The 25,875-nt window shown below is 48.5% G+C and carries 18 protein-coding genes; 17 read left to right on the top strand and 1 reads right to left on the bottom strand.

From position 1 onward, the window contains the following. Positions 1 to 87: 87 nt before the first annotated feature. The 17 genes from SAPGRDRAFT_RS07875 to rlmB all read left to right on the top strand — a co-directional run bounded on the left by SAPGRDRAFT_RS07875 (position 88) and on the right by rlmB (position 19,784). Positions 88 to 504 carry a TraR/DksA family transcriptional regulator gene (locus tag SAPGRDRAFT_RS07875; protein WP_002658530.1) on the top strand — a complete coding sequence of 139 codons (417 nt, stop codon included), beginning with the start codon at positions 88 to 90 and terminating at the stop codon, positions 502 to 504. Between the two features lie 142 nt (positions 505 to 646). Beyond that, positions 647 to 1,903 carry a tetratricopeptide repeat protein gene (locus SAPGRDRAFT_RS07880; protein WP_002658531.1) on the top strand — a complete coding sequence of 419 codons (1,257 nt, stop codon included), beginning with the start codon at positions 647 to 649 and terminating at the stop codon, positions 1,901 to 1,903. A gap of 94 nt (positions 1,904 to 1,997) precedes the next feature. Further along, positions 1,998 to 2,423: a hypothetical protein gene (locus SAPGRDRAFT_RS07885; RefSeq protein ID WP_002658532.1), complete on the top strand. Its 426-nt coding sequence runs from the start codon at positions 1,998 to 2,000 to the stop codon at positions 2,421 to 2,423. 199 nt (positions 2,424 to 2,622) lie between these two features. After that, positions 2,623 to 3,036, top strand: coding sequence for a ubiquinol-cytochrome c reductase iron-sulfur subunit (locus SAPGRDRAFT_RS07890; protein ID WP_002658533.1), 414 nt, complete (start codon positions 2,623 to 2,625; stop codon positions 3,034 to 3,036). Positions 3,037 to 3,048: 12 nt separating this feature from the next. Then, entirely contained in the window at positions 3,049 to 3,474 is a 426-nt protein-coding gene (locus SAPGRDRAFT_RS07895; protein ID WP_002658534.1) for a thioredoxin family protein, read from the top strand. Between the two features lie 284 nt (positions 3,475 to 3,758). Next, the gene (locus tag SAPGRDRAFT_RS07900) at positions 3,759 to 4,742 is read left to right on the top strand and encodes an FAD:protein FMN transferase (protein ID WP_002658540.1); all 984 of its coding nucleotides are present in this window, start codon (positions 3,759 to 3,761) and stop codon (positions 4,740 to 4,742) included. Then, the gene (locus SAPGRDRAFT_RS07905; RefSeq protein WP_002658542.1) at positions 4,732 to 4,944 is read left to right on the top strand and encodes a DUF4266 domain-containing protein; all 213 of its coding nucleotides are present in this window, start codon (positions 4,732 to 4,734) and stop codon (positions 4,942 to 4,944) included. The genes SAPGRDRAFT_RS07900 and SAPGRDRAFT_RS07905 overlap by 11 nt, the downstream gene beginning before the upstream one ends. A 287-nt stretch (positions 4,945 to 5,231) precedes the next feature. Then, on the top strand, positions 5,232 to 6,431 hold the full coding sequence (locus SAPGRDRAFT_RS07910) for a DUF3570 domain-containing protein (protein WP_002658544.1): 1,200 nt from the start codon (positions 5,232 to 5,234) through the stop codon (positions 6,429 to 6,431). 104 nt (positions 6,432 to 6,535) lie between these two features. Then, entirely contained in the window at positions 6,536 to 10,885 is a 4,350-nt protein-coding gene (locus tag SAPGRDRAFT_RS07915) for a CusA/CzcA family heavy metal efflux RND transporter (protein WP_037349958.1), read from the top strand. Positions 10,886 to 11,389: 504 nt separating this feature from the next. Then, on the top strand, positions 11,390 to 12,571 hold the full coding sequence (locus tag SAPGRDRAFT_RS07925; protein ID WP_002658548.1) for an efflux RND transporter periplasmic adaptor subunit: 1,182 nt from the start codon (positions 11,390 to 11,392) through the stop codon (positions 12,569 to 12,571). Positions 12,572 to 12,698: 127 nt separating this feature from the next. Beyond that, complete coding sequence (locus SAPGRDRAFT_RS07930; protein ID WP_002658549.1) at positions 12,699 to 13,214, top strand: hypothetical protein; 516 nt, start codon at positions 12,699 to 12,701, stop codon at positions 13,212 to 13,214. Between the two features lie 8 nt (positions 13,215 to 13,222). After that, positions 13,223 to 14,227, top strand: coding sequence for a leucine-rich repeat domain-containing protein (locus SAPGRDRAFT_RS07935; RefSeq protein ID WP_002658551.1), 1,005 nt, complete (start codon positions 13,223 to 13,225; stop codon positions 14,225 to 14,227). Between the two features lie 897 nt (positions 14,228 to 15,124). After that, positions 15,125 to 16,192 (top strand): A/G-specific adenine glycosylase, encoded by a 1,068-nt coding sequence (mutY, locus tag SAPGRDRAFT_RS07945; RefSeq protein ID WP_002658552.1) that lies wholly within the window; start codon positions 15,125 to 15,127, stop codon positions 16,190 to 16,192. 81 nt (positions 16,193 to 16,273) lie between these two features. Continuing rightward, a complete protein-coding gene (locus SAPGRDRAFT_RS07950) occupies positions 16,274 to 16,762 on the top strand; it encodes a single-stranded DNA-binding protein (RefSeq protein ID WP_002658556.1) in 489 nt (162 codons plus the stop codon). A gap of 248 nt (positions 16,763 to 17,010) precedes the next feature. Beyond that, positions 17,011 to 18,378 (top strand): gliding motility-associated protein GldE, encoded by a 1,368-nt coding sequence (gene gldE, locus SAPGRDRAFT_RS07955; RefSeq protein ID WP_002658558.1) that lies wholly within the window; start codon positions 17,011 to 17,013, stop codon positions 18,376 to 18,378. 15 nt (positions 18,379 to 18,393) lie between these two features. Continuing rightward, on the top strand, positions 18,394 to 19,011 hold the full coding sequence (locus SAPGRDRAFT_RS07960; protein WP_002658560.1) for a hypothetical protein: 618 nt from the start codon (positions 18,394 to 18,396) through the stop codon (positions 19,009 to 19,011). 14 nt (positions 19,012 to 19,025) lie between these two features. Beyond that, entirely contained in the window at positions 19,026 to 19,784 is a 759-nt protein-coding gene (rlmB, locus tag SAPGRDRAFT_RS07965) for a 23S rRNA (guanosine(2251)-2'-O)-methyltransferase RlmB (protein WP_002658562.1), read from the top strand. A 565-nt stretch (positions 19,785 to 20,349) separates the two neighbouring features. On the opposite strand, the gene SAPGRDRAFT_RS07975 is transcribed toward rlmB, so the two are convergent. After that, positions 20,350 to 25,506: a contractile injection system tape measure protein gene (locus tag SAPGRDRAFT_RS07975; RefSeq protein WP_002658566.1), complete on the bottom strand. Its 5,157-nt coding sequence runs from the start codon at positions 25,504 to 25,506 to the stop codon at positions 20,350 to 20,352. Between the last annotated feature and the right edge of the window lie 369 nt (positions 25,507 to 25,875).

Below are 25,875 nucleotides of genomic sequence, written 5' to 3' on the forward strand. Positions count from 1 at the left end.
TTAAACTTTTGGGACTTAATGTAAGTTAAGAACCCGATCCCCCAAACTATCCCATATCCCAAATTTACGTTATTAAATCCTGCGCTTATGAGTAAACAAGAAAATGTAGCCAAGAATCGCTATAGTGATGAGGACCTTGCTGAATTTAAGGTGGTCATTGAAAAAAAGCTCGAGGAAGCTAAGCAGCAACTCGAGGAGCTGAAAGTTCAGTTAACTGAACTCAACAACAGCGGCGATGAAAACCGAGCGGGCACCTTTGACGATGGCGCCTCGAATTGGCAAAGAGAGCATCTCAATAAGTTGGCGGCTAGACAGCAACGTTTTGTTCGCGACTTAGAGCATGCGCTCATCCGCATCAACAGCAAAACCTATGGTGTTTGTACCATTACGGGCAAACTCATTAGTAAAGAGCGTTTGGCGCTAGTGCCTCATGCGACCAAAACGGTAGAGGGCAAGCAAAAAGAAAAAGGCGACAAGCCCCGCAAGGTGATTCGCCGCTCTTAATAGCCGTTTTGTTTTGACTATTGCGCTAGTTTTCTTGAAAAAGGAACTAGCGCTTTTTTATTTCCTATTGTTTGCTTTGAAAAGCGTAAATTTGTCCTCCTAATGCAAATAAAGGCCTTTAGCCTTTTTTAAACTATTCTATATGTCCATCTGGAGCCGCCTTAGCCAAGACGAACGTCTATATGCTCAGGCCCTACTGCAAGACCAAAGCGCCCCCTGGCCCAGCAGCCAAAGTCCTTACTTTATGGCTTTTACGGCCCTTTATAAATTGAGCCATGAAGAAGAAGAGCAAATTGAAGAGCTGCTTCACAACTCTGCCGAAGCTCAACTCTACTGGCAAGCCCTTGCCTTTTTTGAGCAAGAGCTAAACGACAACGAGCAGCTCTTGTCTCTCTTTGAGCGCTTTATGCAAAATCAAGAGCTCTTTACCCCCTTTTTTCAAGAGCTGCCCAACTTTCGCAAACAGCTGGTCCAAAAAGCCCAAGCGCTTTTTCTGCTCCTCAAGCAGCCCGACCTTGCCGAGGAACTCTTGCAATTACTGGGCGCTCAACTCTATGAAAATGAAACGGCAGTTCTGCTTCAGGCCAAACGCTATGCGCAAATAGAAAGTGACGAACAAGCCCTAGAATGCTATGAAGAGGGCCTCAAGCATTTTCCTAAGTCATTGCTGCTCTGGAGAAACCTGGCCCAATTACAATATCAATTAGAAGATTATCAAGGCGCTATTGATAGCCTCAACCAATGCGTTGAAGAGTCTCCCTATGAGGCCGAATATTATGTGGCCCTGGCCCAAAATTATGCGCAATCGGGAGAAAAAGAACGCGCCAAGCAGTTTATCGATATTGCTATCTCTATGCAGCCCCAAAATGAAGCAGCCCATTTTCTAATGGCCCAAATGGCCCTAGAAAAAGAAGAGGTCCAAAATGCCATGCAACTCCTTAGCCCCCAAAATTGGGAGTCGCCCCTCCTATTAGCCGAAAAGGCAAGGATCGTCTGGCAATATCTTGGCGACCCCCAACTGGCCAAAGACTATTTTCAAGGCGCCTGGGATAATGGACTAAACGCCGAACAACATATTCTCTATTTTGCCCAACTCCTAGCCGACGAACTGCAAACCCTGCCCCAAGCCATAGAATTACTCCAAAAAGGCCAAAAACGCCTCCTCTATGCCCCAAAACTCCGCCTACAAGAGTATATCTATCGCCTAGATTGGGAGGAAAGCCCCAGCGAACGCCTCTTCCAACTAGAAGAAGAAATCGAAAGACTCAATCCCCCCTCCGATCATGAACATCTAGATGATATGGATGAACATTTTCTAGATTATTATAATCATCCAGAAGATTTTGAGGAAGATGATGATGACGACTTTTCTGCCGGTGGCGCCGCTAGCGATTTTTAAAAATCTGTTAATTTTTTAAGCTTTGTCCATCAATCACTAGTTCTTTTCAAGAAAAACTGTTTATTAGTGACAATTAGGACGCCCAAAATGCTTTATGCAGTTTAATATCCATATCTATTCGCTCTTTTTCAGTTGCCTGCTGCTACTTGCACACAACTGTAGCCCTCATGCTCATGATGAAGCTGAGGAAGGGCAAACTATGGATTGGCTCCACCTCCTTTTTGAGGGCCATAGTAGCCTAGCACACGGACAAGAAGAGGCCTTTCAGTTTGTAGAGCAGTCTGAAGAGGAAGATGTAGAACAGACGCTCAGCAAAGAAACAGCCACTAAAAAACAAGCCCCAAAGCAGCTATCCTATCAACAACTGCTTTTTGTCGCTCCCGCTGCCCTAGAACAGGCCCTCTTAGCCAAGTTTTTGGCCCAATTGCAGCCCAAAACTGCTATTTTTAAGGATAAAAGCGCTCTAATGCGCCTGCTCGCTAGCACTCAAGCTGGCCGAGCTCCCCCTATTTATGGATAGGTAAAGCCTGTAGCCCTGCAATGGGGCCCTTATCAGCCTTTGCCAGGCCTATTTCTTTAGGTCTAGATCGCCGCTACTGTAAATGAACAGCTAGCGGGTTTTTTATGCCCTAAATGCTCGAACCTAAGCCTTTAGGCCCGTTTTCACGTACTTATTATAGTACGCCCCAATTCATTTTCTTATCCATAAATATATTTCTATGCAACGTAAAGAGTTTTTGAAAACCCTAGGCGCTGGCGCCCTTTTCGCCCTTACCGCTGGCTGCTTTGGCGGCTGTAGCAAAGATGATGAAGACTTTGCCCCTACCGAAAATGTAGATTTCACCATCGACCTTTCCGATCCCACTTATGACAACCTCCAACAAAATGGCGGCTATATTATCAAAGATCGTGTGGTGGTGGCCAAGGACAATAACGGCAATTATGTGGCCGCTACCCAACGCTGTAGCCATGAGGGCACCTACGAAATTGTCTTGCGCAATAATGAGTGGTTCTGTACCGATCATAGCGCCCGATTCGACCTCTCTGGCCAAGGACTAAACAGTGAGGGTAGCCGCAATCTCACGATTTATCAAACCGAACTCAACGGACAAATGCTCCGGGTGTTCTCTTAAATCCCCCCCCCAATGAAGTATCTATTTGTTTGCCTCGCCCTGCTGTTTGCAAGCAGTAGCTGGGCCCAAGAATTAAAGCGTTTCGAGCAAGCCAAAGCCAAAGAACAACCCATTTTATTGGTCTTTTCTGGCTCCGATTGGTGCGCCCCCTGCAAACGCCTACACAAAGAGGTCCTCAGCCAAAAGACCTTTCTCCAACTCGCCAATAAGGAGTTTACTTACCTTTATCTCGACTTCCCGGTCCGCCGAAAAAATAAAAAATTACAGGGCAAGGAGGTCCGTGCCGAAAATGAGGCCCTAGCCGAAAAGTACAACCCCTTTGCGCAGTTTCCTACCGTGGTCCTGCTCTCCGCTCAAGGCAATGTTTTGGGCGAAATTAAGTACCATCATGAAGGCCCCGATTTCTTTATCGAGGAACTAAAGAAGTTACTGCCCTAAGTTTTCTATCCTGCTGTTTTGGGGCCTCCGCTGCGGCTTCGCCTTGCGGCGGTTACTCCCTTTGGTCGTCGAACTGCGGTCTAAAGACCTTGTTGTCGTTGCGCAGCTCGCTGCTGTTTTGGGGCCTCCGCTGCGGCTTCGCCTTGCGGCGCTACGTTTTGCAGCTCGCTGTTCGCTCGGCCCTGCGGCGGCTTTGCCGCCTGGGTCTGGCCCTTTGGGCCACTGCTACACATCGCTAGGCCAGCGGGCTTCGCCCGCTTCTAGACGCAAAAACCACGCTGCTTATGCGACTTTATTTTTTGTTCTTTTTGCTTTTTGCTAGCTGGCCGCTTTCTGCCCAGAAATTGGCCCAAAAGCAATTCCAGCTGATGGGCTGCTGGTTTGAGGTCAAGGTTTTTGCCCAAGAAGAGGAGGAGGCCCAAGCGGCCCTGGCCGCTGGCATAGCCGAAATGCAACGCATCGAGGCGCTGATTTCTTCTTGGCAGCCCAATTCGGCCACTAGCCAAATCAATGCGCAGGCAGGGCAGCAGGCCGTTCGGGTACCTACAGAGCTTTTGGCCCTCATCCAAAGGGCCAAAAAGATCTCGGACCTAACCGATGGCGCTTTTGATATTAGTTTTGCGCCCAAAAATTCGCCTTGGCAATTTAAGGGACAAACTTTGGAAAAATGGCCCAAAATACCGCCCAAGGCTAGCTCCGCCAATTGGCAAAACATCCAAGTAGATGAGCTGGCCCAAACGGTCTTTTTGCCCGACTCCCTTATGCAAATTGGCTTTGGGGGACTGGGCAAGGGCTATGCCGCCGATAGGGCCAAAGCCCTAATGCAAAAGATGCCTGGAGTAACGGCTGGTTTGGTCAATGCCAGTGGCGACCTCAACTGTTGGGGGCAACCTCCCGGAAAAGCAGGATGGAACATTCAGATTCTTTCGCCAGACAAACAAGCGCCGCCCTTGGGCTACCTTCAGCTAAATGGGCGGGCCCTAGTGAGCTCTGGCGATTATGAGAAATTCTTCTATTACCAAGGGCGGCGCTATGCGCATATTATCAACCCCAAAACGGGCCTGCCCACCCAGGGCATTCAGTCGGCCTCGGTCCTTTGTCCCTCGGCAGAATTGGCCGATGCCTTGGCCACCGCCCTTTTTGTTTTGGGGCCAGATAAAGGCTTGGCGCTGATTGACCAACTGCAGCAAATAGAAGCCTTCATTTGGTTGAGTGATAATAGCTATCGCTGTTCTAAAAATATTGAAATCAAAAGAGATGAGAAATAAACTTCTTCTTTTACTGACCTTGGCGGGGCTAGTTAGCAGCTGTCAGTCGGTAAAAGCGTATCAGCAAATGCAATTGCGGCAAGCCCAGATGGAGCTTTCGCCCAAGAAAGAGCAAAGCTTTGAGACCAACTTCCAATCTTATCGAGAGGGGGCCTCTGGGGCCAACTCGGGAAAAACGGGAGGCGGCTGCGGCTGCAATTAAGGTCCAAAGAGGCGGCGAAGCCGCCTGAAAAGGCCCGCAGGGCCGTCGGCTGAGGGATGGAAAGTGGTGCGGCGAAGCCGCAGACCCAGGGGCTGAAGCAAAGCGAAAGCCCCGCAGGGCCGAGCAGACCTGCGAGCCACGACAGAGCCCGACCCGCCCGATAACTCATGAGGGTTTCCACCCTCATTTTGTATAGCTTCGCAAAGCGATACCGCTTTGCGCTGGGTTTCAAGCCGGCGGAAGGGGCAGCCCCAAATCATAATTATTGGCAGATTAAAAATGAAAAGATGAAAAAAGCATACCTATTGGGCCTAGTATTTTGGTCCATAGCGGCTAGTAGTTGGGCGCAGCAAGCGGCACAAGACAGCAGCTATAAAATCCCGGCGAATAGTCGAGCCATCACGGCTGATTTGCTCAGCAGCTACTACCAGCAAGATGGGCAAAATGGGGCGGTGCAGGGCGGTCAGGGGACCGAAAAGCTGCAAGATGTGGCCAACAAAGTGCAGTTATATGTCCCTTTAGATAAAAACAAGGCGATTCAGTTGCAGGCTGGGGCCGATAGTTACAGCTCGGCCTCTACGGATGAAATTGACAACAACCCCTCTTCGGCTTCGGCCCAGGATCTTCGGGCCTATGGGCAGTTGAGTTATCAGCATAAATTGTTGCGGCAGGGGCTGGAGTTCTCTGTTGGGGGTGGATTTTCGACAGAGTACGACTACCAGTCGGTTTCGGCCAATTTGGGCATCAAAAAAGACTTTTATGCGGGCAACAGCCAGCTGGCCTTCAACTTTGGGCTTTTTCAGGACAACTGGAAGTTAATTTACCCCCGAGAGCTTCGGGGATTTGTAGATGCGGGACGTTCGGATCGGCAGAGTTTGAGTTTTTCTTTGGCCTATAGTCAGATGATCACGCCCAGTTTGCAGGCCATTGCCAATGTAGAATACATTCGGATGGCGGGCCTACTCTCTACACCTTTTCATCGAGTATTTTTTGATGATTTGAGTTTGGACATTGAGCGTTTGCCTGAAATGCGGAGCAAAATCCCGGCCAGTATTCGCCTGCATTACTACCTCAACGACTACTTCATTCTGCGCAGTTTTTACCGCTACTACTGGGATGAATTTGGGGTAGAAGGGCATACGGCAGAGCTAGAATTGCCCATTCAGTTGCATCCCAACTTCAATCTGCAAGCCTTTTATCGCTACCATCAGCAAACGGCCTCCGATTATTTTGCGCCCTTTGCCGAGCATAGCGTCAACTCGAGCTTCTACACCTCTGATTATGATCTCTCGGCCTTTCATTCTCAGCAATTTGGTTTGGGCTTTCGTTATGCGCCTGCTTTTGGGTTATTGCGTAGTAAGAGCTTTTTGAAAAGCAAAAGAGTGGTCCTTTTCAAATCTATTTCGGCCAGATTGGCCTACTACCAAAGAAGCACGGGCCTAGAAGCCATTATTGCTTCCTTGCACCTTGCCTTTAGTTTAGAATAAAACAGTGATTTATAGCGCTCTTTACAGCTTTCCCCGGAGCTGTGAGAGTGCTATAGTTATCTACTTCCCGCAAAACATCATTATTACAACATTATAAGTACGTCATGTTAGACAAAATCATCCTTTGGAGCATTAAGAACAAGCTGATGATGGGTTTAGGCGTTTTGGCCCTTTTGCTAGTGGGGATTTACAATCTCCGCTCGCTATCCATAGACGCTTTGCCCGACATTACCAACAACCAACTACAACTGATTACCAATGCGCCTGAGCTCTCGACTCAAGAGATGGAGCAATTGGTTACTTTTCCTTTAGAGCAGAGCGTAAAATCTATTCCGCATTTGTTAGAGCTGCGCTCTATTAGTCGCTTTGGAATTTCGGTAGTTACCCTAGTATTTGATGAGTCTGTAGACCCTTATTGGGCCAGAGCGCAGGTCAATGAGCGAACTGGGCAAGTAGAATTACCTCCTGGAGTCGAACGGCCTAGTTTGGGGCCAGTGAGTACGGGATTGGGAGAAATTTATCAGTATAGCTTAAGTGCCAAAGCTGGCTTTGAGGAGCAGTTTTCGGCTATGCAGCTCAGGAGCATTCAAGACTGGGTCATCAAGCCGCAGGTATTGGGGATTCCAGGAGTGGCCGAGCTCAACACCTTAGGCGGCGAGCTCAAGCAATATGAGGTTGTTGTTTATCCCGAGCGTTTGCGTCCTTTGGGCCTTTCGTTGCTCGATGTCATGTCTGCCTTAGAGAACAACCATGAAAATACGGGGGCGGCTTATATTGATCATAAGCCCTATGCGCATTTTATTCGGGCGGTGGGTAAAATTCAGCGCTTAGAAGAGCTGGGCCAAATTCACTTGGGCCAAACCGAAGAGGGTCGAGTAATTTTGCTCAAGGAAGTGGCCGACTTTAAATTTGGCAGCCCTATGCGTTATGGAGCCGCTACCAAAGATGGAAAGGGTGAAGTTGTTGTTGGGATTGTCATGATGCTCAAGGGGGCCAACAGTGCCAAAGTCATTGAGGAGGTGCGCAACAGAATGGAAAGCATTAAGGCCAAATTACCTGAGGGCGTAGAGCTCACCACCTTTTTAGATCGCTCTCGTTTGGTCAATAAGGCCAGCTCTACCATTGCCAGCAACCTTATTGAGGGAGCATTAATTGTACTTTTTGTTTTGCTGCTACTCATTGGTAATCTGCGGGCGGGTTTGATTGTGGCCTCTGTTATTCCCTTATCCCTACTCTTTGCCATTAGCCTGATGAACTTTTTTGGCGTCAGTGGCAACCTGATGAGTTTGGGCGCCATTGACTTTGGGTTGATTGTAGATGGTTCGGTCATTATTGTAGAGGCTGCCATTCACTTTTTGCATCAGCAGCAGAAAAAGCGGCTAACTGCAGAAGAAATGGACCAAGCGGTTTATGAATCGGCTTCCAAAATTCGCTCTACGGCAGCTTTTGGCGAAATCATCATCCTGATTGTTTATCTGCCCATCCTCGTTTTATCGGGTGTAGAGGGAAAAATGTTTGTGCCCATGGCCCAAACCGTAGCCTTTGCCATTTTGGGGGCCTTTATTCTATCCTTGACCTATGTGCCCATGATGATGGCCCTCTTTCTCTCTAAAAACATCCCTCAAAAAGCAAATTTTTCTGATCGTTTGGTGGCTGCTTTGGAGCGGGCCTATAGCCCTGTTTTGGCCTTAGTGATGCGGGCCAAAGCCCCTATTTTGGGCCTAGCTATTCTGGCGTTGGGATTTAGTGGCTGGATATTTAGCCAAATGGGCGGGGAATTTATTCCCACTCTGGGCGAAGGCGATTTGGCCGCCCAATTTATTCTTCCTGAAGGCAGCTCTTTGGATCAAGAAATAGAGGTTTGTGGAAAGGCGGAAAAGCTACTCCTAGACAACTTTCCAGAAGTCTTGCAAGTAGTCTCTAAAATTGGTAGTGCCGAGGTGCCTACCGACCCCATGCCTATGCAGGTAGCCGATGGCATGGTCATTTTGAAGGACCGAGAAGACTGGGTATCGGCAACAAACCGAGAAGAACTAGTAGAAAAAATGCAGGCCGTTTTGGAGCAAATTCCAGAACTGACCACAGAATTTAGCCAGCCCATTCAAATGCGTTTTAATGAGCTAATGACTGGCGTTCGGGCAGATGTGGCCATTAAGATTTTTGGCGAAGACCTGGCCACCCTTAGCCAATTGGGCGAAGAAGTACAAAAGAAGCTAGCCAGCGTAGAAGGGACCGAAGATGTGCGAGTAGAGGCCGTTAGTGGTTTGGCCCAAATCCGCATTGAATATATTCGAGAGCGCCTGGCCTACTACCAACTCGATGTGAGTCGCCTCAATAGAATTTTAGAAGCCGCTTTTGCGGGAAGCAGTCTGGGCCAAATCCAAGAGGGGCAACGCCGTTTTGATTTGGTGGTTCGTCTAGCGGCCAAAGACCGCCAAGATATCAATGCCCTAAAAGCCTTGCAACTGCCCCTCCCCTCTGGCGAACAAATCCAGTTGGGCGATTTGGCCAAGATCGACTTTGTAGAAGGTCCCGCCCAAATTTCTAGAGAAGAGGGCCAAAGAAGAATCGTCATCAGCTTTAATGTGCGGGGACGAGATGTGCAATCTGTGGTAGAAGAGATTCAAGCTAAGGTTGAGCCTCAGCTTCAAATGCCAGCCTCTTATTACCTCAGTTATGGCGGACAGTTTAAGAATTTGGAAGACGCCAGCCAACGCCTTTTGGTGGTGGTGCCGCTGGCCCTTTTCCTCATCTTTTTGCTGCTCTATTTCACTTTTCACTCTATGGGCCAAGCCTTGCTCATCTTTACCGCCATTCCCTTTTCGGCTATTGGGGGGATTTGGGCACTTTGGCTTAGAGATATGCCCTTTAGTATTTCTGCTGCCGTGGGTTTTATTGCCCTTTTTGGTGTGGCGGTACTAAATGGAATTGTTTTGATTGCCCACTTTAATGAACTAAAAAAGAACCCTGATTTGAGTTTGGAAGAACGCATTTTACAGGCCTGTAGGCTTCGTCTACGGCCCGTCCTGATGACGGCCTCGGTGGCGGCTTTGGGCTTTTTGCCCATGGCGCTCAGTCAGGCCGCTGGCGCAGAGGTCCAAAAACCCTTGGCCTCGGTGGTCATTGGAGGCTTATTGACGGCTACGCTGCTCACTCTCTTTGTTTTGCCCATTTTATATTATTACAGCCAGCGATTGAGCTTTAACAAAGCGCCCAAATCGGTCCTCATGATTGGTCTTTTGATTTTGGCCAGTACTAGCTTGCAAGCCCAAGAAGCCAAAAGCTATGCAGCACTCAGAGCCTTGGGCCAAGAGAACTGGAGCCCGATCCAAGCCAAACAATCAGAATTGGCTGCGGCCCAAGCCCGCCAAGGCGGAGCCCGCAACTGGTCGCCCACAAATTTTCAGTTGGGTTGGGGCCAAATCAATACCCCAGAAAATGACTGGTCTTTTGGAATAGAGCAAGAACTGCCTTCGCTTTTGGCTTGGCGCCTCGAAGCGCAGGCCCGAGAACAAAAGGGAAAGAGCGCCCAGATAGCCGTGCAACTAGAACAGCAAAGTTGGGCCTATGAGCTACAGCAATTGCTCGCTCAACGAGCCTATTATCTGGAGCTCGCTCAGCTGTATCAGAAGAATATGACGCTATTGGAGCAACAGATGCAGCTTTTGCAAAAACAAGTAGAGCTGGGCGAGATTTCGCCCCTGAAGGTCCTGAGTCTAGAGCGTTTGCTCTGGCAATGGAGCGAGCAAAATAGGCAGCTCCAATTGGCCCAACAACAGCTGGAGCAATCGCTTTTGTTTCTTTTGGGCCTAGACGAATTGCCCGAGATGGAGGTCCCAACTTGGCAAAGCCGACTGCTTGAGATACAAGATAGCAGCCTACTGGCCCAACAACCCGAGCTCTTATTGGCCCAAATTGCCCAACAAGCGGCCCAACTAAAGCAAAAACAAGAAAAAGCGAGCTACCGCCCCCGCCTTAGCCTTAATTATCAAATCCAATCGATGAGAGAAGAGGCCCGGAATCAACAACTGCAGGCGCTGGGTTTGCCTCGCTACCAACAAATTGGCCTGGGCCTAAACGCCCCTATTTTGGGCCGCAAAAACCGAAAAAAAGAGCTGGCTGCCCTAGAGTTGGAGGCTCAAGCGCTGGGCCAAAGGGCCAATCAAAAAGCCGCCGCCCTAGGCCAAGAATATCTCCGCCTGAAGAGGACTGTAGATTTTTATCAACAGACGCTCAGTAATTGGGAGAGCCGCGCCGCCCAACCCCAAGCAGAATATCTGCAGAAGATGAAACGCGCTTTTGAATTGGGCGAAATTGAACAATTGGCCTATTTGCAGGCCTTACAGCAGTATTTGGAGCTGGAGCAACAACGGGCTACTTATGTCTGGGAACTGCATAAAGCCATGGACCGACTCGATTATTTGCTTGGCCGTTTTTTGCCTGAAGGGAATTAAGATTTGGGGCCTCAGCTGCGGCTTCGCCTTGCTGCGGTTACTCCCTTTGGTCGTCGAACTGCGGACTAAAGTCCTTGTTGTCGCTACAGGGCTCGCAGGTCTGCTCGGCCCTGCGGCCTGACGGCCTTGGTCTGCGGCTTCGCCGCCCCCTTTCGCATCGCTAGGCCTTTTTTACTGTAGGTGGAAACCTACAGCAAAAATGCTGTATTGCTTCGCAATGATCTATGAATGAGGGTTAAAACCCTCATAAAATTAACTTCTCGGCCATTCTTAGATAGAAGTGGTAGGGCTTCTACTTGGCCTTTTCCTGCGGCGGACAGGCGCCGAAGGCGCCGCAGGCTGAGGGATAGAAAGTGGGGCGGCGAAGCCGCAGACCTAGGGGCTGAAGCAAAGCGAAAGCCCCGCAGGGCCGAGCAGACCTGCGAGCCACGACATAGCCCGACCCGCCCGCAGGGCGGGGCAGCCCCAAAAAAATATTAACAAAAGAGAAAACTAAACAATTGTATGAAATCTATATATCCATTTTTGCTAGTGGCTAGCCTTATGTTTAGCCTTAGTGCTTGTGAGACAGAAGAACACAAAGCTGCGGAAGAACAAACAGCTAGTCCCGAAAGTCCATATATCGTTTGGACCGATGCCCAGCTCAAACAATCTAAATTAGAATGGGGGCAGCCTCAAGAACATCAGCTAGAAAACAGCATCAAATTGGGGGCTTATAGCCGCTTGCCCGAGGGGGCCAAGGCCAGCCTCAGTGTAGAGCTACCCGGAAAGCTTTTGGGCATCCGCAAACAAGAGGGCGAATATGTACAAAAAGGCGAAGCCATTTTACAAATTGAGAGCTTGGGCTACCAACAACTGCTTTTAGCAAACAGCCAATTGGAGCGCCAAATTGCCGAGGCAGAGCAGGCCCTATTTTACCTAGAAAAAGCCTTGCAACGCCAAGAAGCTCTGGCCAAAGAGCAAATCAACTCGGGCAAAGCCTTAGAACAGGCCCAGCTAGAAGTAGACAAGGCCAAAGCCAGCTTGGCCGGCATGAAAAAAGAGCTGAGCATTCGCCAAAACCAACTCCATCAATTTTCTTCGGCCCAAGCGGGGCACTATTGGTTGCAGGCTCCTATTTCTGGCTATATCAGCGAGCTCGACCTCAGTTTGGGCCAAAGCCTAAGCGCAGGACAGCCCCTATTGAGCATTGTAGATAACAAAAAAATGCAGGCCGAACTCGAAGTTTTTGAAAAAGACTGGCCCTTATTGGAAGAAGGCCAAAAGGTAGACCTCAGTTTGGCTGGGCCCATGGGCAAACGAAAGCTAAGGGCCAAAGTTTTGCGTTTGGGCCAAGCCTTTGGAGCCAACAAAAAAAGCATTTCGGTGCGTTTGGCCCTCGATAGCCTGCCTTTCAATCTAGTAGAAGGCCTTTATATGGAAGCCCAACTGCATTTAGGGCAACAGAAAGCCTTGGTTTTGCCCAGTTCGGCCATCTATCAGTTGGGAGAGCAAGCCTACTATTATGCCTTGGCCAAAACAGAAAATGGCCAACACTTTTTTGAGCCCCTCCCCTTAGTAGACGCCCAACAATATGATGATTTTTACTACAGCCCTAAAATTAGCGAGCAACTAAAAGGGCGGGCCGTTGTGCTCCAAGGCGCCTACTACCTAGGTGCCTCGGCCAATACAGAAGAGGGAGAGTAGAATGTTCACACTTTCTCCCTAGCTTGGGGGCGCCTAGGCAATTATGCCGTTCTTGGGTTTACTAAGAGCGGCTTTTTTTCTACCTTTAAAGGTCTTTTTATTTATTAGAAACAAACATAAAATCTAAATGAAAAATAGCCTTTATGCCGCCCTCCTTTTTTTAGGCCTAGCGGTACTGACAGCCTGTGGTGGAGAAACTGCCCCAGAAGAAAAATTTACCAAAGAATATGATTTGGCTCCTTTTGGCGTCATGCTAAAAGTGCGTGGACCAGAAGGCCTCAATATCAATAAAGTGACGGGTGGAATTTTGCCCCATGAAATTACGATGCAAGGAGAAGAGTTTCAGGTCTATCTCTATGGCCAAGGGGCCGAAACCGAAGATGTAAAAACCCTAAAGGAAGAACAAAAAGAAGAGACCAAGGCCAGCAAAAAAGGCTTTGAAATCATCAGCGAAGATGATAACGGCTATGTCTTTAGTATGCAATACGAAGGCGATACCACCAAATTCTACAACTTTGAGTACCTCTATATTCAAGGCGACCAACAGTTTCGCATGACTTCTAGCACAGTAACCCAATATAGCCAAGAAGCCATTATGGATATGTATAAAGCCATTGAACAGCGCCCTAGCGCAGAAAAATAACCGATGAGATGAGTGATTGGGAAAACATAGAAGCCCTGTTGTATTCGGGGCAAACCGAAAACATGGAATTGGCCCTTTTACTGGCCAAGGGAGAAGGCAAAGACCTTCGGCCTCGTTTTCAGCAACTGCAAGATTGCCTTGCCTTTTATGAAGAGCAATATCGGGCCCTCTATAGTTTTCCCAAACTCTTTAATCAGATTCGAGAAAAGGGCCTGCAATTATCGGGTTTGGGGTTATTTGAGCTGCCCGATTGCTTACTGGCTCTGGCCCCTTTGGCCAAATCGGTAGATATTAGCCGCAATAACTTGCGGAAGTTTCCGCTATTTTTGCTGCATTTTCAGCAAGCCGAAACCTTTAATTTGGCCCATAATCAGTTGGTCCAATTGCCCGATCATTTTTGGTCGCTCAAACAAATAAAAGCCCTTCATTTAGAGGACAACCTCCTCATCCGCTTGCCTGAGCGCATAGAGCGGCTGAACCAACTAGAAGAACTCTCTATTTCTTTTCAGCGGGCCTCTAAACTTCCGGCTAGTTTGGCCCAACTACAAGCGCTCAAGGGCCTATTTATTCAGTTGGATAGCCTCGACCGATTTCCTATGGTCATTTTTGAGCTGCGCAATTTGGAGCGCCTCATTTTGCAGGGCCAAGGGGTACAGCTCTTGCCCCAAGAGATTGGCCAGCTGCAAAACCTTCAGTTTCTGGCCCTCAGAGAGCTGCCCCTAGAAGAACTTCCGCCCAGTTTGGGCCAATTGCCTCAGCTTCATAGCCTACATTTGGTGGGACTTTCTCGCTTGGGCCAGCTGCCCGAGTTTCTTTGCGAGCTCCCTCAACTACAGGCCCTCAACCTTAATGATACGCCCCTAAACGGCTTGCCTCAAAACTTGGCGGGCTGGAAAAATCTGCGGGCGCTATCGCTATTTGGTACGGGCATCCAACCCCATGACGAACAACAATGGCAGGCTAAAATTCAGGCCGCAATAGGAACAATAGAGGAGCTAATTTGGGACTTTTAAAGCGATTTCTTTTTGATTAGGGTTTTGGGGCTGCCCCGGCCTTTGGCCGGGTCGGGCTGTGTCAGGGCTCGCAGGTCTGCTCGGCCCTGCGGGCTCATTTTATTTCGCCCTTGGTCTGGCCCTTCGGGCCACCCTTATCCATCCCTCAGCCGGCGGCTTCGCCGCCTCTAGACGCATAAAAGGAACTTCTCTAGGGACTGTTTAAACTTTTGTGTTTCTCCTTTTCTGCGCTGAAGCCCAGAAAGCAAGCAAAATCCTAGCTCGAGCTACTTAAACTCTAGCTCGAGCAAGCAAAATCCTAGGTCGAGCTACTTAAACTCTAGCTCGAGCAAGCAAAATCCTAGGTCGAGCTACTTAAACTCTAGCTCGAGCAAACAAAATCCTAGGTCGAGCTAATAAAGTCCTAGCTCGAGCAAGCAAAACCTTAGCTCGAGCTAATAAAGTCCTAGCTCGAGCAAGTAAAACCCTAGCTCGAGCTAATAAAAAGCTAGCTCGAGCAAGCAAAACCTTAGCTCGAGCTAATAAAAAGCTAGCTCATTAGCCTTTAGAAACAAGTTCATTAAGTTAGCACTTTAACTTATTAGTAACAATTGGACCTTTTTAAGGGGCCGAAGCGGGAAGCCCAGCTAAAACATAACTGTTGAGCGGCCTAGCGATGTGGAGGGGTGGCCGCAGGCCAGACCGAGCCGCTGAAAGCGGCGAAGGGCCGAGCGAAAAGCGAGCCCTGCAACGTAGCGCCCGCCGCAGGCGGGAGGCCCCAAAAAAATCAGCGAGCCTTGAAACGACAACAAGGACTTTAGGCCGCAGTTTGACGACCAACGGGAGTAACCGCCGCAAGGCGAAGCCGCAGCGGAGGCCCCCAAAAAAAATTGTACCTTTGAAAAAAAGGAAAGCAAGATGGATATAGACCTTTACTTTTCGAAGCAGCTGAGGCAGTGGTTTGAGCAGCGGGAGGGGCGTTATTTGCCTTGGAAAGAGGGCCAGGATCCCTATAAAATCTGGTTGGCGGAAATTATTATGCAGCAAACTCGTTTGGAGCAGGGCTTGCCTTATTACGAGCGATTTATAGCGGCATATCCGAGCATAAAAGAATTGGCGGAGACTGAAGAGCAAAAGCTGATGAAACTTTGGCAGGGCTTGGGTTATTATGCTCGGGCGCGGAACCTTCAGGCGACGGCAAAGCGAATAGTGGCAGAATATGCTGGTATTTTCCCAGACAACTACAAGGCTATTTTGGACCTAAAAGGCGTGGGTGAATACACCGCTGCGGCGATAGCCTCTTTTGCCTACGACCTGCCCTATGCCGTAGTTGATGGCAATGTATATCGGGTTTTGAGTCGGTATTTTGGGCAAGCATTGCCCATAGACAGCAGTGCGGGAAAAAAGTGGTTTAAGGCCAAAGCGCAGGCCCTTTTATGGGGAGATGATCCGGCCAACTACAACCAGGCCATGATGGATTTTGGGGCTCTGCATTGTCGGCCCAAAAACCCTAGTTGTGGAGACTGTCCCTTGGCCCAAAACTGCCAAGCCAAAGCCAACAAACAGCAGCTAGAGTTGCCCAAAAAAGGCAAAAAGCTAAAGATCAAAAAGCGTTATTTTTACTACTTCATTTGGCAGAGCCCTAGCGGAGCCTACTACCTAAGGAAGCGGCAAGAAAAAGACATTTGGCAGGGCTTATATGAATTCCCGATGATAGAGCTCGATAAGCCCCTAAAAACCAGCGAACTAAAATCACTTTGGGGGCATTGGGAGCTAGAAGAGCAGGGCTGGGCCTTAATTTCTGGCCAAGAACAACAGCAGCTCTCTCATCAGAAAATTATTGCTCGTTTTCTTTGGCCCAAACAGCCTTTACCGCAGGCTTTAGCCGCAGACTGGGAGCTAGTAGATGCCCAAAGCTGGCCCAGCTACCCTCTGCCTCGGCTCATTGCTCAGTATTGGGAGAAAAAACAATTGGCCTTTTTTTAATAAAAACTTTAATAACAGTTGCGAATCCAAAAAATTAGGCCTACATTTGTAAAACTTAGATATACTAAATATTTATAGACTATGATCAACAAAGTGACCTTAATTGGAAATCTGGGGAAGGACCCAGAAATGAAAACATTGCCCAATGGAACGGCCTATGTTCGTTTCAGTGTAGCAACAAATGAAAACTACCAAGTAAATGGGGAGTGGCAGACCAAAACGGAGTGGCACAATGTCATTATTTGGCGCCAGGCGGCCGAGCGTGCGGCTCAGCAGCTCAAAAAGGGCAGCATGGTATATATTGAGGGCAAACTCACCCACCGTAGCTGGGAGGATGAGAATGGCAACACCCGTTATATGACGGAAGTGGCGGCCAATCTTTTCCGCTCTTTGGATAAGCGCGAAGGCAGCGGCAACTCGGGCCGTCAGATGCCACCACCAGAGGAGCCCATGAATATGGGAGAAGAAAAGCAGCAGGCCACAGCTAGCGGCTCATCTAACTCTGGAGGAGATGCAACTAAAAAGGAGAGCTATGACAATGAAGGAGATAGTGATGATCTTCCCTTCTAGCATAGACTTTTTCTTTTAGCAGAAAGGACCAATAGCCTGATGGTTATTGGTCTTTTGTTTTGATGGCTTTTTTTCTTCTTAGCGTTCATTTATTTATCTGCTCTTGAAATAAATAGCAGATAGTTCTATATTCGCTAACTACTTAGTATATTGGGTAAAGGCTCTAGTAGAATAGCATTTTACTATTGGGTCTTGAGTAGTTGTCTTTTAGGGCAACGCCCTAACATTCTTCATCTAAGCGTATTATTTTGGACACAGACCTTATTCCATCCGAACTGGGCCTCAGTTTTTTATTTTTAACTGATTTGGGGCCCGCCACATGGATTTCTCTCGGCAGCATTATTCTTCTTTTAGCCTGTTCGGCCTTGTTATCTGGCTCGGAGGTAGCCTTTTTTTCTATTACGCATAATGATATTGAAGAATTACAGAAGCAGGCGGTAAATAAGGGAGGTCCAAGAGGGCGTATTCTGCGTCTTTTAGAGAAGCCACATTATTTGTTGTCGACTATTTTAATCAGCAACAATTTTGTCAATATTGGCATTATTCTCACCTCTAATTTTCTATTTGAGCAGTTGCTTCCAGAAAGCACTCCTGCTTGGTTATCTTTTTTGGTGACCGTAGTGCTTGTTACCTTTTTATTGGTTTTATTTGGAGAAGTAGCGCCCAAGGTGTATGCTAGCAGCAACAACATGCGGCTAAGCAAACTCATGGCCCAGCCCCTACTCATTTTGCGTCGTTTATTTTGGCTGCTAAGTTGGGTATTGGTTAATGCCACCCGTATTATTGAGCGCCGATTGGCCAAGCATTCGGGCATGAATGTCGTAACTGACAAAGACATTGAACAAGCCATTGAGCTTACTGTGGGCGACACCAAATATGCCGAGCAAGACATTGACATCCTCAAGGGGATTGTTAAATTTGGCAATACGACGGTCAAAAATATTATGTGTGCCCGGGTAGATGTAGAAGCTGTAGATAGCAGTATCAATTTTAGTGAGCTCTTGGCTGTTTTGCAAAACTCCAACTACTCTAGAATTCCTGTTTATGAAGAAACCTTTGATAAGGTTTTGGGGATTGTGCATACAAAGGACTTGATTGAGCACTTTGATAAAGATGACAGCTTTAACTGGCACAGCTTGATCCGCCCGGCCTTTTTTATTCCAGAGAACAAAAAAATCGACGACTTATTTAATGAGTTTCAGCATCGTCGGACGCATATGGCCATTGTGGTTGATGAATATGGGGGCAGCTCGGGGATTGTTACCTTAGAGGATGTTCTAGAAGAAATTGTGGGCGAGATTAACGATGAATTTGACGAGCCCGAATCGCAAGGTTATACCAAAATAAGCGAGCATATCTATATTTTTGAGGCCAAGACATCTATCCAAGAAGCTTGCAAAATTATGGATATTGAGCCTGAACTTTTTGAAGAAGCTCGCTCTTCTGCAGAAACGCTAGCTGGCCTACTTTTGATGATTCATGGAAGTATGCCCAAAAAAAATAGCCAACTGCTCTTTCAAGGGATCAAGTTTCAGGTCCTGAGCACTACAAAACGCCGTATAGAGACCATTAAGGTCACTTTGGCAGAGAGTGCCGGCGAGCAGGTTTTGGCCTAAAAATGACTATTCCTTATGAAGACTTCTTTCTTTTGGCTCTTTTTGGGTCTCTGTCTTTCTTTGGTTGCTTGCCAAGAAGAAGAGGTGTATATTCCCAAAAAACGCATCTACCCTAAGGTCGTTTATCCCGAGCGCAATTATCAAGCTCTCGACAAGAATTTCTGTGCCTTCCATTTTGATTATCCCGACTATATGGAGTTTGTCCAAGATACAACCTTGGGCAACCGCCAAGCGCTACATTCCTGCTGGTTCGACCTCAATTTCAAAAGCCTAAATGGCCGCCTACACTTTACCTATACCGACCTTTCTAAAGGCCCTATTGAAGAAGAACTCTATAAAATGTATAGCGATGCTTATCGCCTAGCCGAAGAGCATACCGCCAAGGCCGCTAGCCTCGATGATTATGTCATCAACCGCCCAGAAGATAAGGTCTATGGCGTTTTATTTAACATTGAAGGCCATGTGGCCTCGCCCTTTCAGCTCCTACTCACCGATAGTAGCCAGCATGCTGTTCGGGCCTCTCTCTATTTTAATACCCGCCCAGAAGCTGACTCTATGGCCCCCGTTATTGACTTTGTCAAAACGGATGTTATGGGAATGGTCAATAGCTTTAAATGGGCCAATTCTCAATAATCTAATCGCTTTTCATGCAGCACCGCAGACCAAAAAAGACGCCCGATCAAGAAATGATTTTTGGCCGTCATCCTGTAATGGACGCCCTTGAAGCTAAACGCAATTTTGAAAAAATCATCTTGGCCGCTAATGTCCGTGGCCCTTTTGAAAAGGATTTGCGCAAAACTTGCAAGGAACTAGACGTTCCCCTACAAACGGTCCCCAAAGAACGCCTCAATAATTATACACGCAAAAACCACCAAGGGGTGGTGGCCCTGCTCTCTCCTATCCCCTATTATCAGGTAGAAGATTTGCTCTTATTGGCCTACGAAAAAGGCAAACACCCGCTTTTTGTTTTGCTAGATGGCGTGACGGATGTCCGCAATATTGGCGCTATTGCCCGCTCTGCAGAAGCCGCCGGAGCCGACGCCCTGATTATTTCTAAAAAAGGCTCGGCCCAAATTAACGATTCGGCCATGAAGAGCTCCGCTGGCGCACTCAATCATTTGCCCGTCTGCCGAGTAAATAGCCTGATCCAAACGGCCGAATATCTGCAGATGAATGGCCTGCAACTAATCGCTGCCGACCTACAGGGCGAAAAAATGCTCTATGATTTAGAACTCAATCTCCCACTAGCCCTCATTATGGGCGATGAGCATAAGGGCGTCAATCGCGTTTTGCTCGAAAAGGTTGATGAGCATTTCCTCTTGCCTATGCGCGGCCAAACCGACTCTTTTAATGTTTCGGTGGCCACCGGCATTACGCTCTACGAAATCATGCGCCAACAAAAGTAATCTCGTTTTGCGCTATACCTAAAATGCCTATTCCCGCTTTTGAGGAATGGGCATTTTGTTTCTTGGGGCCTCCGCTGCGGCTTCGCCTTGCGGCGGTTACTCCCTTCGGTCGTCGAAGACGGCCTAAAGACCTTGTTGTCGTTTCAGGGCTCGCTGATTTTTTGGGGCCTCCGCTGCGGCTTCGCCTTGCGGCGGTTACTCCCTTCGGTCGTCGAACTGCGGCCTAAAGACCTTGTTGTCGTTTCAGGGCTCGCAGGTCTGCTCGGCCCTGCGGCCTGACGGCCTTGGTCTGCGGCTTCGCCGCCCCCTTTCACATCGCTAGGCCAAAAAAGCTGCCCTGATCGGGCAGAGAAAGGGCCTTGGGCCCAAATAAATGCGGCTAGTTGGGGCGGCAAAGCCGCCTTGGCCCTTGGGCCAAAATGGCTTAGCGCTGCGGAGCGGGTGGCCGAAGGCCAGACCGAGTTTTTTGAGCGCAGCGAAAAAAATGAAGGGCCGAGCAGGCTTGCGAGCCCCGCAGCATAGCGCCCGCAGCCCCAAATAAAAGGGCTGCGGGAAGCCCCCAATATTAGGTACCCGGAATATCCCATTCTACGGCAATGAACTTGGGCAACCAGCCATAACGGACAAAAGTAAAGCCCCAGGGCAGGGTGCGCAAAAGCATATCAAAAGAGCCTTTTTCCACCTTGAGTTTCCAACGGTCTCCTTCCTCCTTGATATTTCCATCTCGGATGAGGAAAGTGCCCCGCAGAGCATCCGGCGTCATGGTCCGCATGCGGCTCCAGTTATTAATGGCCCCCTGCAAAAGGCTATCACAGGTGCCTAGTTCTTGCTCCGTCAGGCCCACATCCATAGGGACCGGGGTCGAGAGCGGCAGGCCACACATAATTTTATTTAGAACCAATTCATTTTCAGGGGTTTCCGTTTGTCGAGTAGCAATATATTGCAGCATATGCGTAGCCCTAATTTGGGCTTCCTCATTGACAAATTTTCCTTTACTGACCATTTTAAGGGCCATAAAAAGGCGGGTATAATAAGGTTGAAGAATAACCAAACCTGCATTTCGGATATAAAGGGGTTCATCTACGGGCGGATCGGCGGGCTTGGGTTGTTCCTTTTTGGGTTTGACCTTTGTTTTCTCCTCAGCGGCTTCCAGTTCTGGCGCTTTTTCTAAGCGTTTCAACTCATTGATTCGCTTAATGCGCTCGGCTTCTAGGCGTTGTTCTTCCTCCTCTTGGGCCGTTTTTATTTCTTTTAGGCGGGCGGCTTCGGCCTGAGCGAGTTTGCGTAATTGGCGGCGGAACATCAGGCGCATTTTTCGGAAATAAACGCGGACCTTTTTGCGTAGGCTAGCCAATTCCTTGGCCATTTGGTCATCCCATTGCTCGGCTTCTAGGCGTTCCAACCACTCAATTTGTTCTTCCTCTCTTCCGCTCAGGCGTTGTTCCCATTTTTGGGCGCTATCCATATCGGGCAAGGCTTCAATTTCTCGGCGCCAATCTAGGCGTTTTTGGCTCATTCGCTGCAAGCTAGGCAGCAAGAGCTGCCGCATTTTAGAGCGCAAAAGCTCCAATAATTCGCGATTGGCCTGAAAGCCTTGGGCCAAATCCTCCCAATGGTCCTGAAGTTCTTGCAAATAGCGCTGGCGAATCCGGTCGGCCTCGGCCTGTTTCCAGGGCAGCTCCATCAAATAGCTCAAAAACTCTTGTACCTCTGGTGCTTGGCGAATTGTTTCTATGGGAAGATTGGGCTGTTCCCATTCATCCACCAACATCCTTTCGAGCAATTCTGGCTCGGGCAAGGCCTCTAGTTCAGTCTCCAAATCTCTTTGGAGCCGCTCTAACTCTTGGCGCAGGCGAATCAGGGCCAGCTCCTCTTTGGTGGCATCTTCGCCTTGGTCTTGCAGCTCCTTAAAGCGTTCTTGCAAAGTACGGCGCTGCTGTTCTAGCTGAGCAATTTCAGCTCTTATCTCCTTGGCAGAAAGGCCTTGTTTGGCATAACCTCCGAGTCGATTTATATTTGCATCTAGGCGCTCCATTTCAGCCCTGAGGTTCAGCATATCTTGTTGTAGCTGACGGATGGCAAAGGGCTCTTCTTGCCTCAGCAAATTGCGTTGGGCCTCTAGCTCGGCAATGCGTCGCCAGCGCAAAATCTTCTGCATGGCTTGGGCCTCATCAATATTGCTTTTCAGCTCCTCGATTTCCTTGTCGATGGCATCTAGGCGGCTATACAGCTCTTCTAAATCCTCTGGAACGATTTCTAGGCCTTCTTTTTCTAATCTTTCTCGGTTGAGGACCTGCAAGAGTTGGCGGCTAAAATGCTGTTGTTCTAGCTCTAAACTTCCTAATTGTTGGGCCAAACTGTCTAGCAAACCTGGGTCTTCGGTCGAGCGTCTTTGCGCCCGCAAAAGCGCAATTTCGGTTTCCAAAAGCTGCAAAACTAAGCCCGAGCGTTGGGCGGGTAAGTTCCGCAATTTGGTCTTCCAGTCATTGAGCAAGAGCATGGGGTCTCGCTGGGTGTTTCGGCTAATGGCCTTGAGCAGTTGTTGGACCAGACTGCGGACCGAGAACTGCCCGCCTTGGCTTAGCTCTAGCAGGTAGCGATATACCGTATCCTTGACCATAAACAGTTTTTGGTCATTGAGGGCACGGCCTAGCTCCTGCACATAATTTTGAGTGAGCGGCATAGCTGATTTGTTCAGCAAAAGGACCAACTCCCAAAAGATTTTATTGTCAAAATTGGTGACTAAACGCTCTCTGGCGGGGGCTCTGCCAATGGCATCGAGTAAGAGTTTGCGCAAAAACTGCCGATCCTGGACCAACAGCTCTTTGATGATCCCCTCCATTCCCGCTAGGGTATCTGTTTTGGCCCGAATTGCGGCTTCGGTAAACAACCCTTTGAGCAAATACTGCTCTAAAGCCTCTTTTTTCTTCTCTAGGCTCAAGATAAGGCCATCGGCTTGGCGCTGGCGAAGCAATAGCTCTTGGACCAATGCTTCTTCGGCGGCCAAAATGCTGGGGTCCTCCCCTAGATCGCCAATTACATCGGCAAAATAGGCCAAGCGAGTTTCGGGATTATTATGCGAGAGATTGGTCATGTACATCAATAGCTCTCGGGGCGAAATCTCATAGCTTCGGCCAAGTTCTAGGGCCAAATCCTTAAGAAATTGCTGGGGATTGCTGTGGCTGGGATGGAGGAAGAGGTACTCCAGAATTTTGTTCCATTTAAAGTCCTTGAGTGAAATAGACTTAATTTTGTCAAAGACCTGAGCCCCCTTAATTTTCTCTAGCATAATAGCCGTAGAAATGGCAAAACCCGCAAAGCGCGGAAAGAGCGCAATCAGGACCAGCTCCAAGACTTCCTCAGAAAGTTGGTTGACCATCCGTTGCCAAACGATGGGGTTTTTGCCTAATCGAGAAACCGCCTTACGGAGTTTATCTGCCTCTTTTTCGGCAAATTGCTTAAAGATAGCCTCTATAGAATAATCTCGGTATTCTTCGGCCCACCAAGGAATAGAACCATATTGAAGGAAAAAGACCAGAAAGTCGATTTGGGAGCTGGCGCTAGGTTCTTCGGCTGTTTCATCTTGCTCGAGCTTGCGTAAATCGGCATTGACTCGGGCCAGCATTTGGTCCAGTTGCTGCAGCTCTCGGTCGAGCTGCTTGAGCTGGCGGTTAAGCAGGCGAATTTGGCTTTGTAGTTGATTTTTTTCGGCTCTACTCAGTTCGCCTAAGGCAAAAAGCTCTTCCAATTGGCCCAATTGCAATTGCAATTCTGAGCGCTCATTATAGAGATCTGAAACTGCGGCGGCATACTCTAGTTTTAGTTCTCGAAGGGCCGAGCGGTCTTCTTTATCCACCTTTTTATAAGATTTGCCCAATTCTCGGGCAATCGCCTTTGTTTCTCGGCGCATATTGCGAATAATGCGGCGAAGTTGGCGGGCCTCATCTTGTTTGGCCTTGCGTTCTTTTTCGGCCATTTTATCCTCGGCCTTAATGCGTTTATCCTCGGTCTTTAGTTCTTTTTCTAATTGGATGAGGCGTTTTTTCAGCCATTTTTTTCGGTCCAAAAGGGCGCGAATAGAGCTAGGGGCCAGGCCAGAAATGGCTTGCAGTTCTCTTTCTAGCTGTCGTTCTTGGCGTTGCAAGCGGCCTTTTTTCTTTTGGAGGCTAGCCATTTGTTCTTGGTTCAGATCCTCCTGCGCCAGCTCTTCCTCTAGCGCCTGTAGGGCTAGTTCTACGGCCAGACTTCTACGCTTTAATTGTTCCTCTTTGAGCAATTCGCTATGGGCAGAAGCCTTCGTTTTGGGCAGCATTTGGCCTAGCTGCTTGAGTAATTCTTGGCGAGAGAGGTCAAAGCGCTCATTATTTTCCTGCTCCAACACCTTAAAAAGGGTTTGGGCCAACTCTTCCTTATTCTTTGTTTTTGTAGAGAGTTGGCTCGCCTCTTTGAGGAAGGCCTCAATCAATGTTTTTTCCGAAAAGCTCGAGCGGTTCAGCAAGAGCTGTTCAAAGAGTTGGCCCATAAGGGCGGGAGCTAGGCGGTGGCGGCTAATGCCCTCCTTTTGGCCCCAATGATGAAACTGTTGGAGCAGGCTGCGGACCATCCGCATACGGTCCTCAGTTAGCGGTTCTAGCAACTGCAAGAGTTGTTCTTCTTCAAACTGCAAAAAGAGGCGTTGCCAAAAATTGGGGGCATCTTTTTGGCGAATAATCAGCCGTTGTAGGGCGCTAAGTCGTTTATAGATAAGGCGATCAAAGAGTTGGCGCATAGAGGCCAGGCTATCGGTTTTGGCCCAATAGGGAATAGAACCATACTGCAGAAAATACTCCAGCAGGTCCAAATCGCCATAATTTTGGCTATGTTCTTGGCGCACCCCGCTATCCAGTTCGCCCAACTCTTGGGCCGAGACATGTTGATAATTTTTCTGGATGCGTTCCAGAATTTTCTGCACCAATTCTTGCTCCTTATACACAAATTTCCGCCCAGAGCGCACTTTTTCAAAAATGTACTCAAAGGCTACGGTATAAGCGGCTTTTTGTACCGATCGCTGTCCGCGCAGGGCTCGATATCTTTGGCCCAATCGTTTTAGGATAAGCTGAAGTTGGCGAAGCATATTGGGGCCTGCCTGTTGATAAATGAGTTGGAGTAATTGCTCTAGTTGTCGGGGGCTAAACTGAAAAATCAGGCGGTTGGCCAATTGGGGATTTCTGCGGCCAATATCCAAGAGCAGTTCGGCCATTTTGCTGGGCGACTTTCGCATGAGTTCTTCAACTACCGAGCTAATGGGCAGATTTTTGGGGCCGGCCCAACTGGGGTAATGGCCTTTTTCCAAAAAATCCTTAAAGAGGGTCCATTTACTCACCCTAACTCGGGTTCCCTCTTGTTCAAATTGGCCGCCCGAGCTTTTGATAATTGTTTTTTGGACCGTTTCTCGGGCTACTTTTTTAAAATAGCGCTCTACAGCGGGTCGAAAATCCTTAACGGCCTCGGCCCCACGCAAATCAATAGGGGGCAAATCAATATCTAAACGATCAATGACCAGATGCACATCTGGGGGGACCATCTCGCTAAAAAGGCGGTCCAAATAGCCCCCCAACTCATTCTTAAACAGATGAATAAGCGTTGTTTGCACCAACCGAAGTTGATAGTCATCTAGATAGCCCTGCACCTCAATATTGAGGTTTTGGGTTTCGATAATATGTTGCTGTTCGCGATTTTTCAAGGCTCTCTTTTTCAGATTTTCGTTAAAGCGCTCTTTTGCCGTTGAGCCTCTAAAGATACAGAAGAGATTTTAATTTTTGCAGTCATTTGGAGGGGAGGAAAAAATGAGTGTTGCTGCTTCTTTTTTGGGGCTGCCCCACCCTGCGGGCGGGTCGGGCTGTGCCGTGGCTCGCAGGTCTGCTCGGCCCTGCGGCGCTTTCAGCGCCTGGGTCTGCGGCTTTGCCGCACCACTTTCCATCCCTCAGCCGAGGCGCTGTGCGCCTTTGCGGCGGCTTCGCCGCCTGTTGGCCCTTATATTATGCTACTATTTCTATTAAAACAAACTGGGCTTTATTATTTTGGGGCCGAAGAAAAACAAGGGGCGCAAAAC

The sequence above is a fragment of the Saprospira grandis DSM 2844 genome, from assembly GCF_000275825.1.
GTDB lineage: Bacteria > Bacteroidota > Bacteroidia > Chitinophagales > Saprospiraceae > Saprospira > Saprospira grandis_A.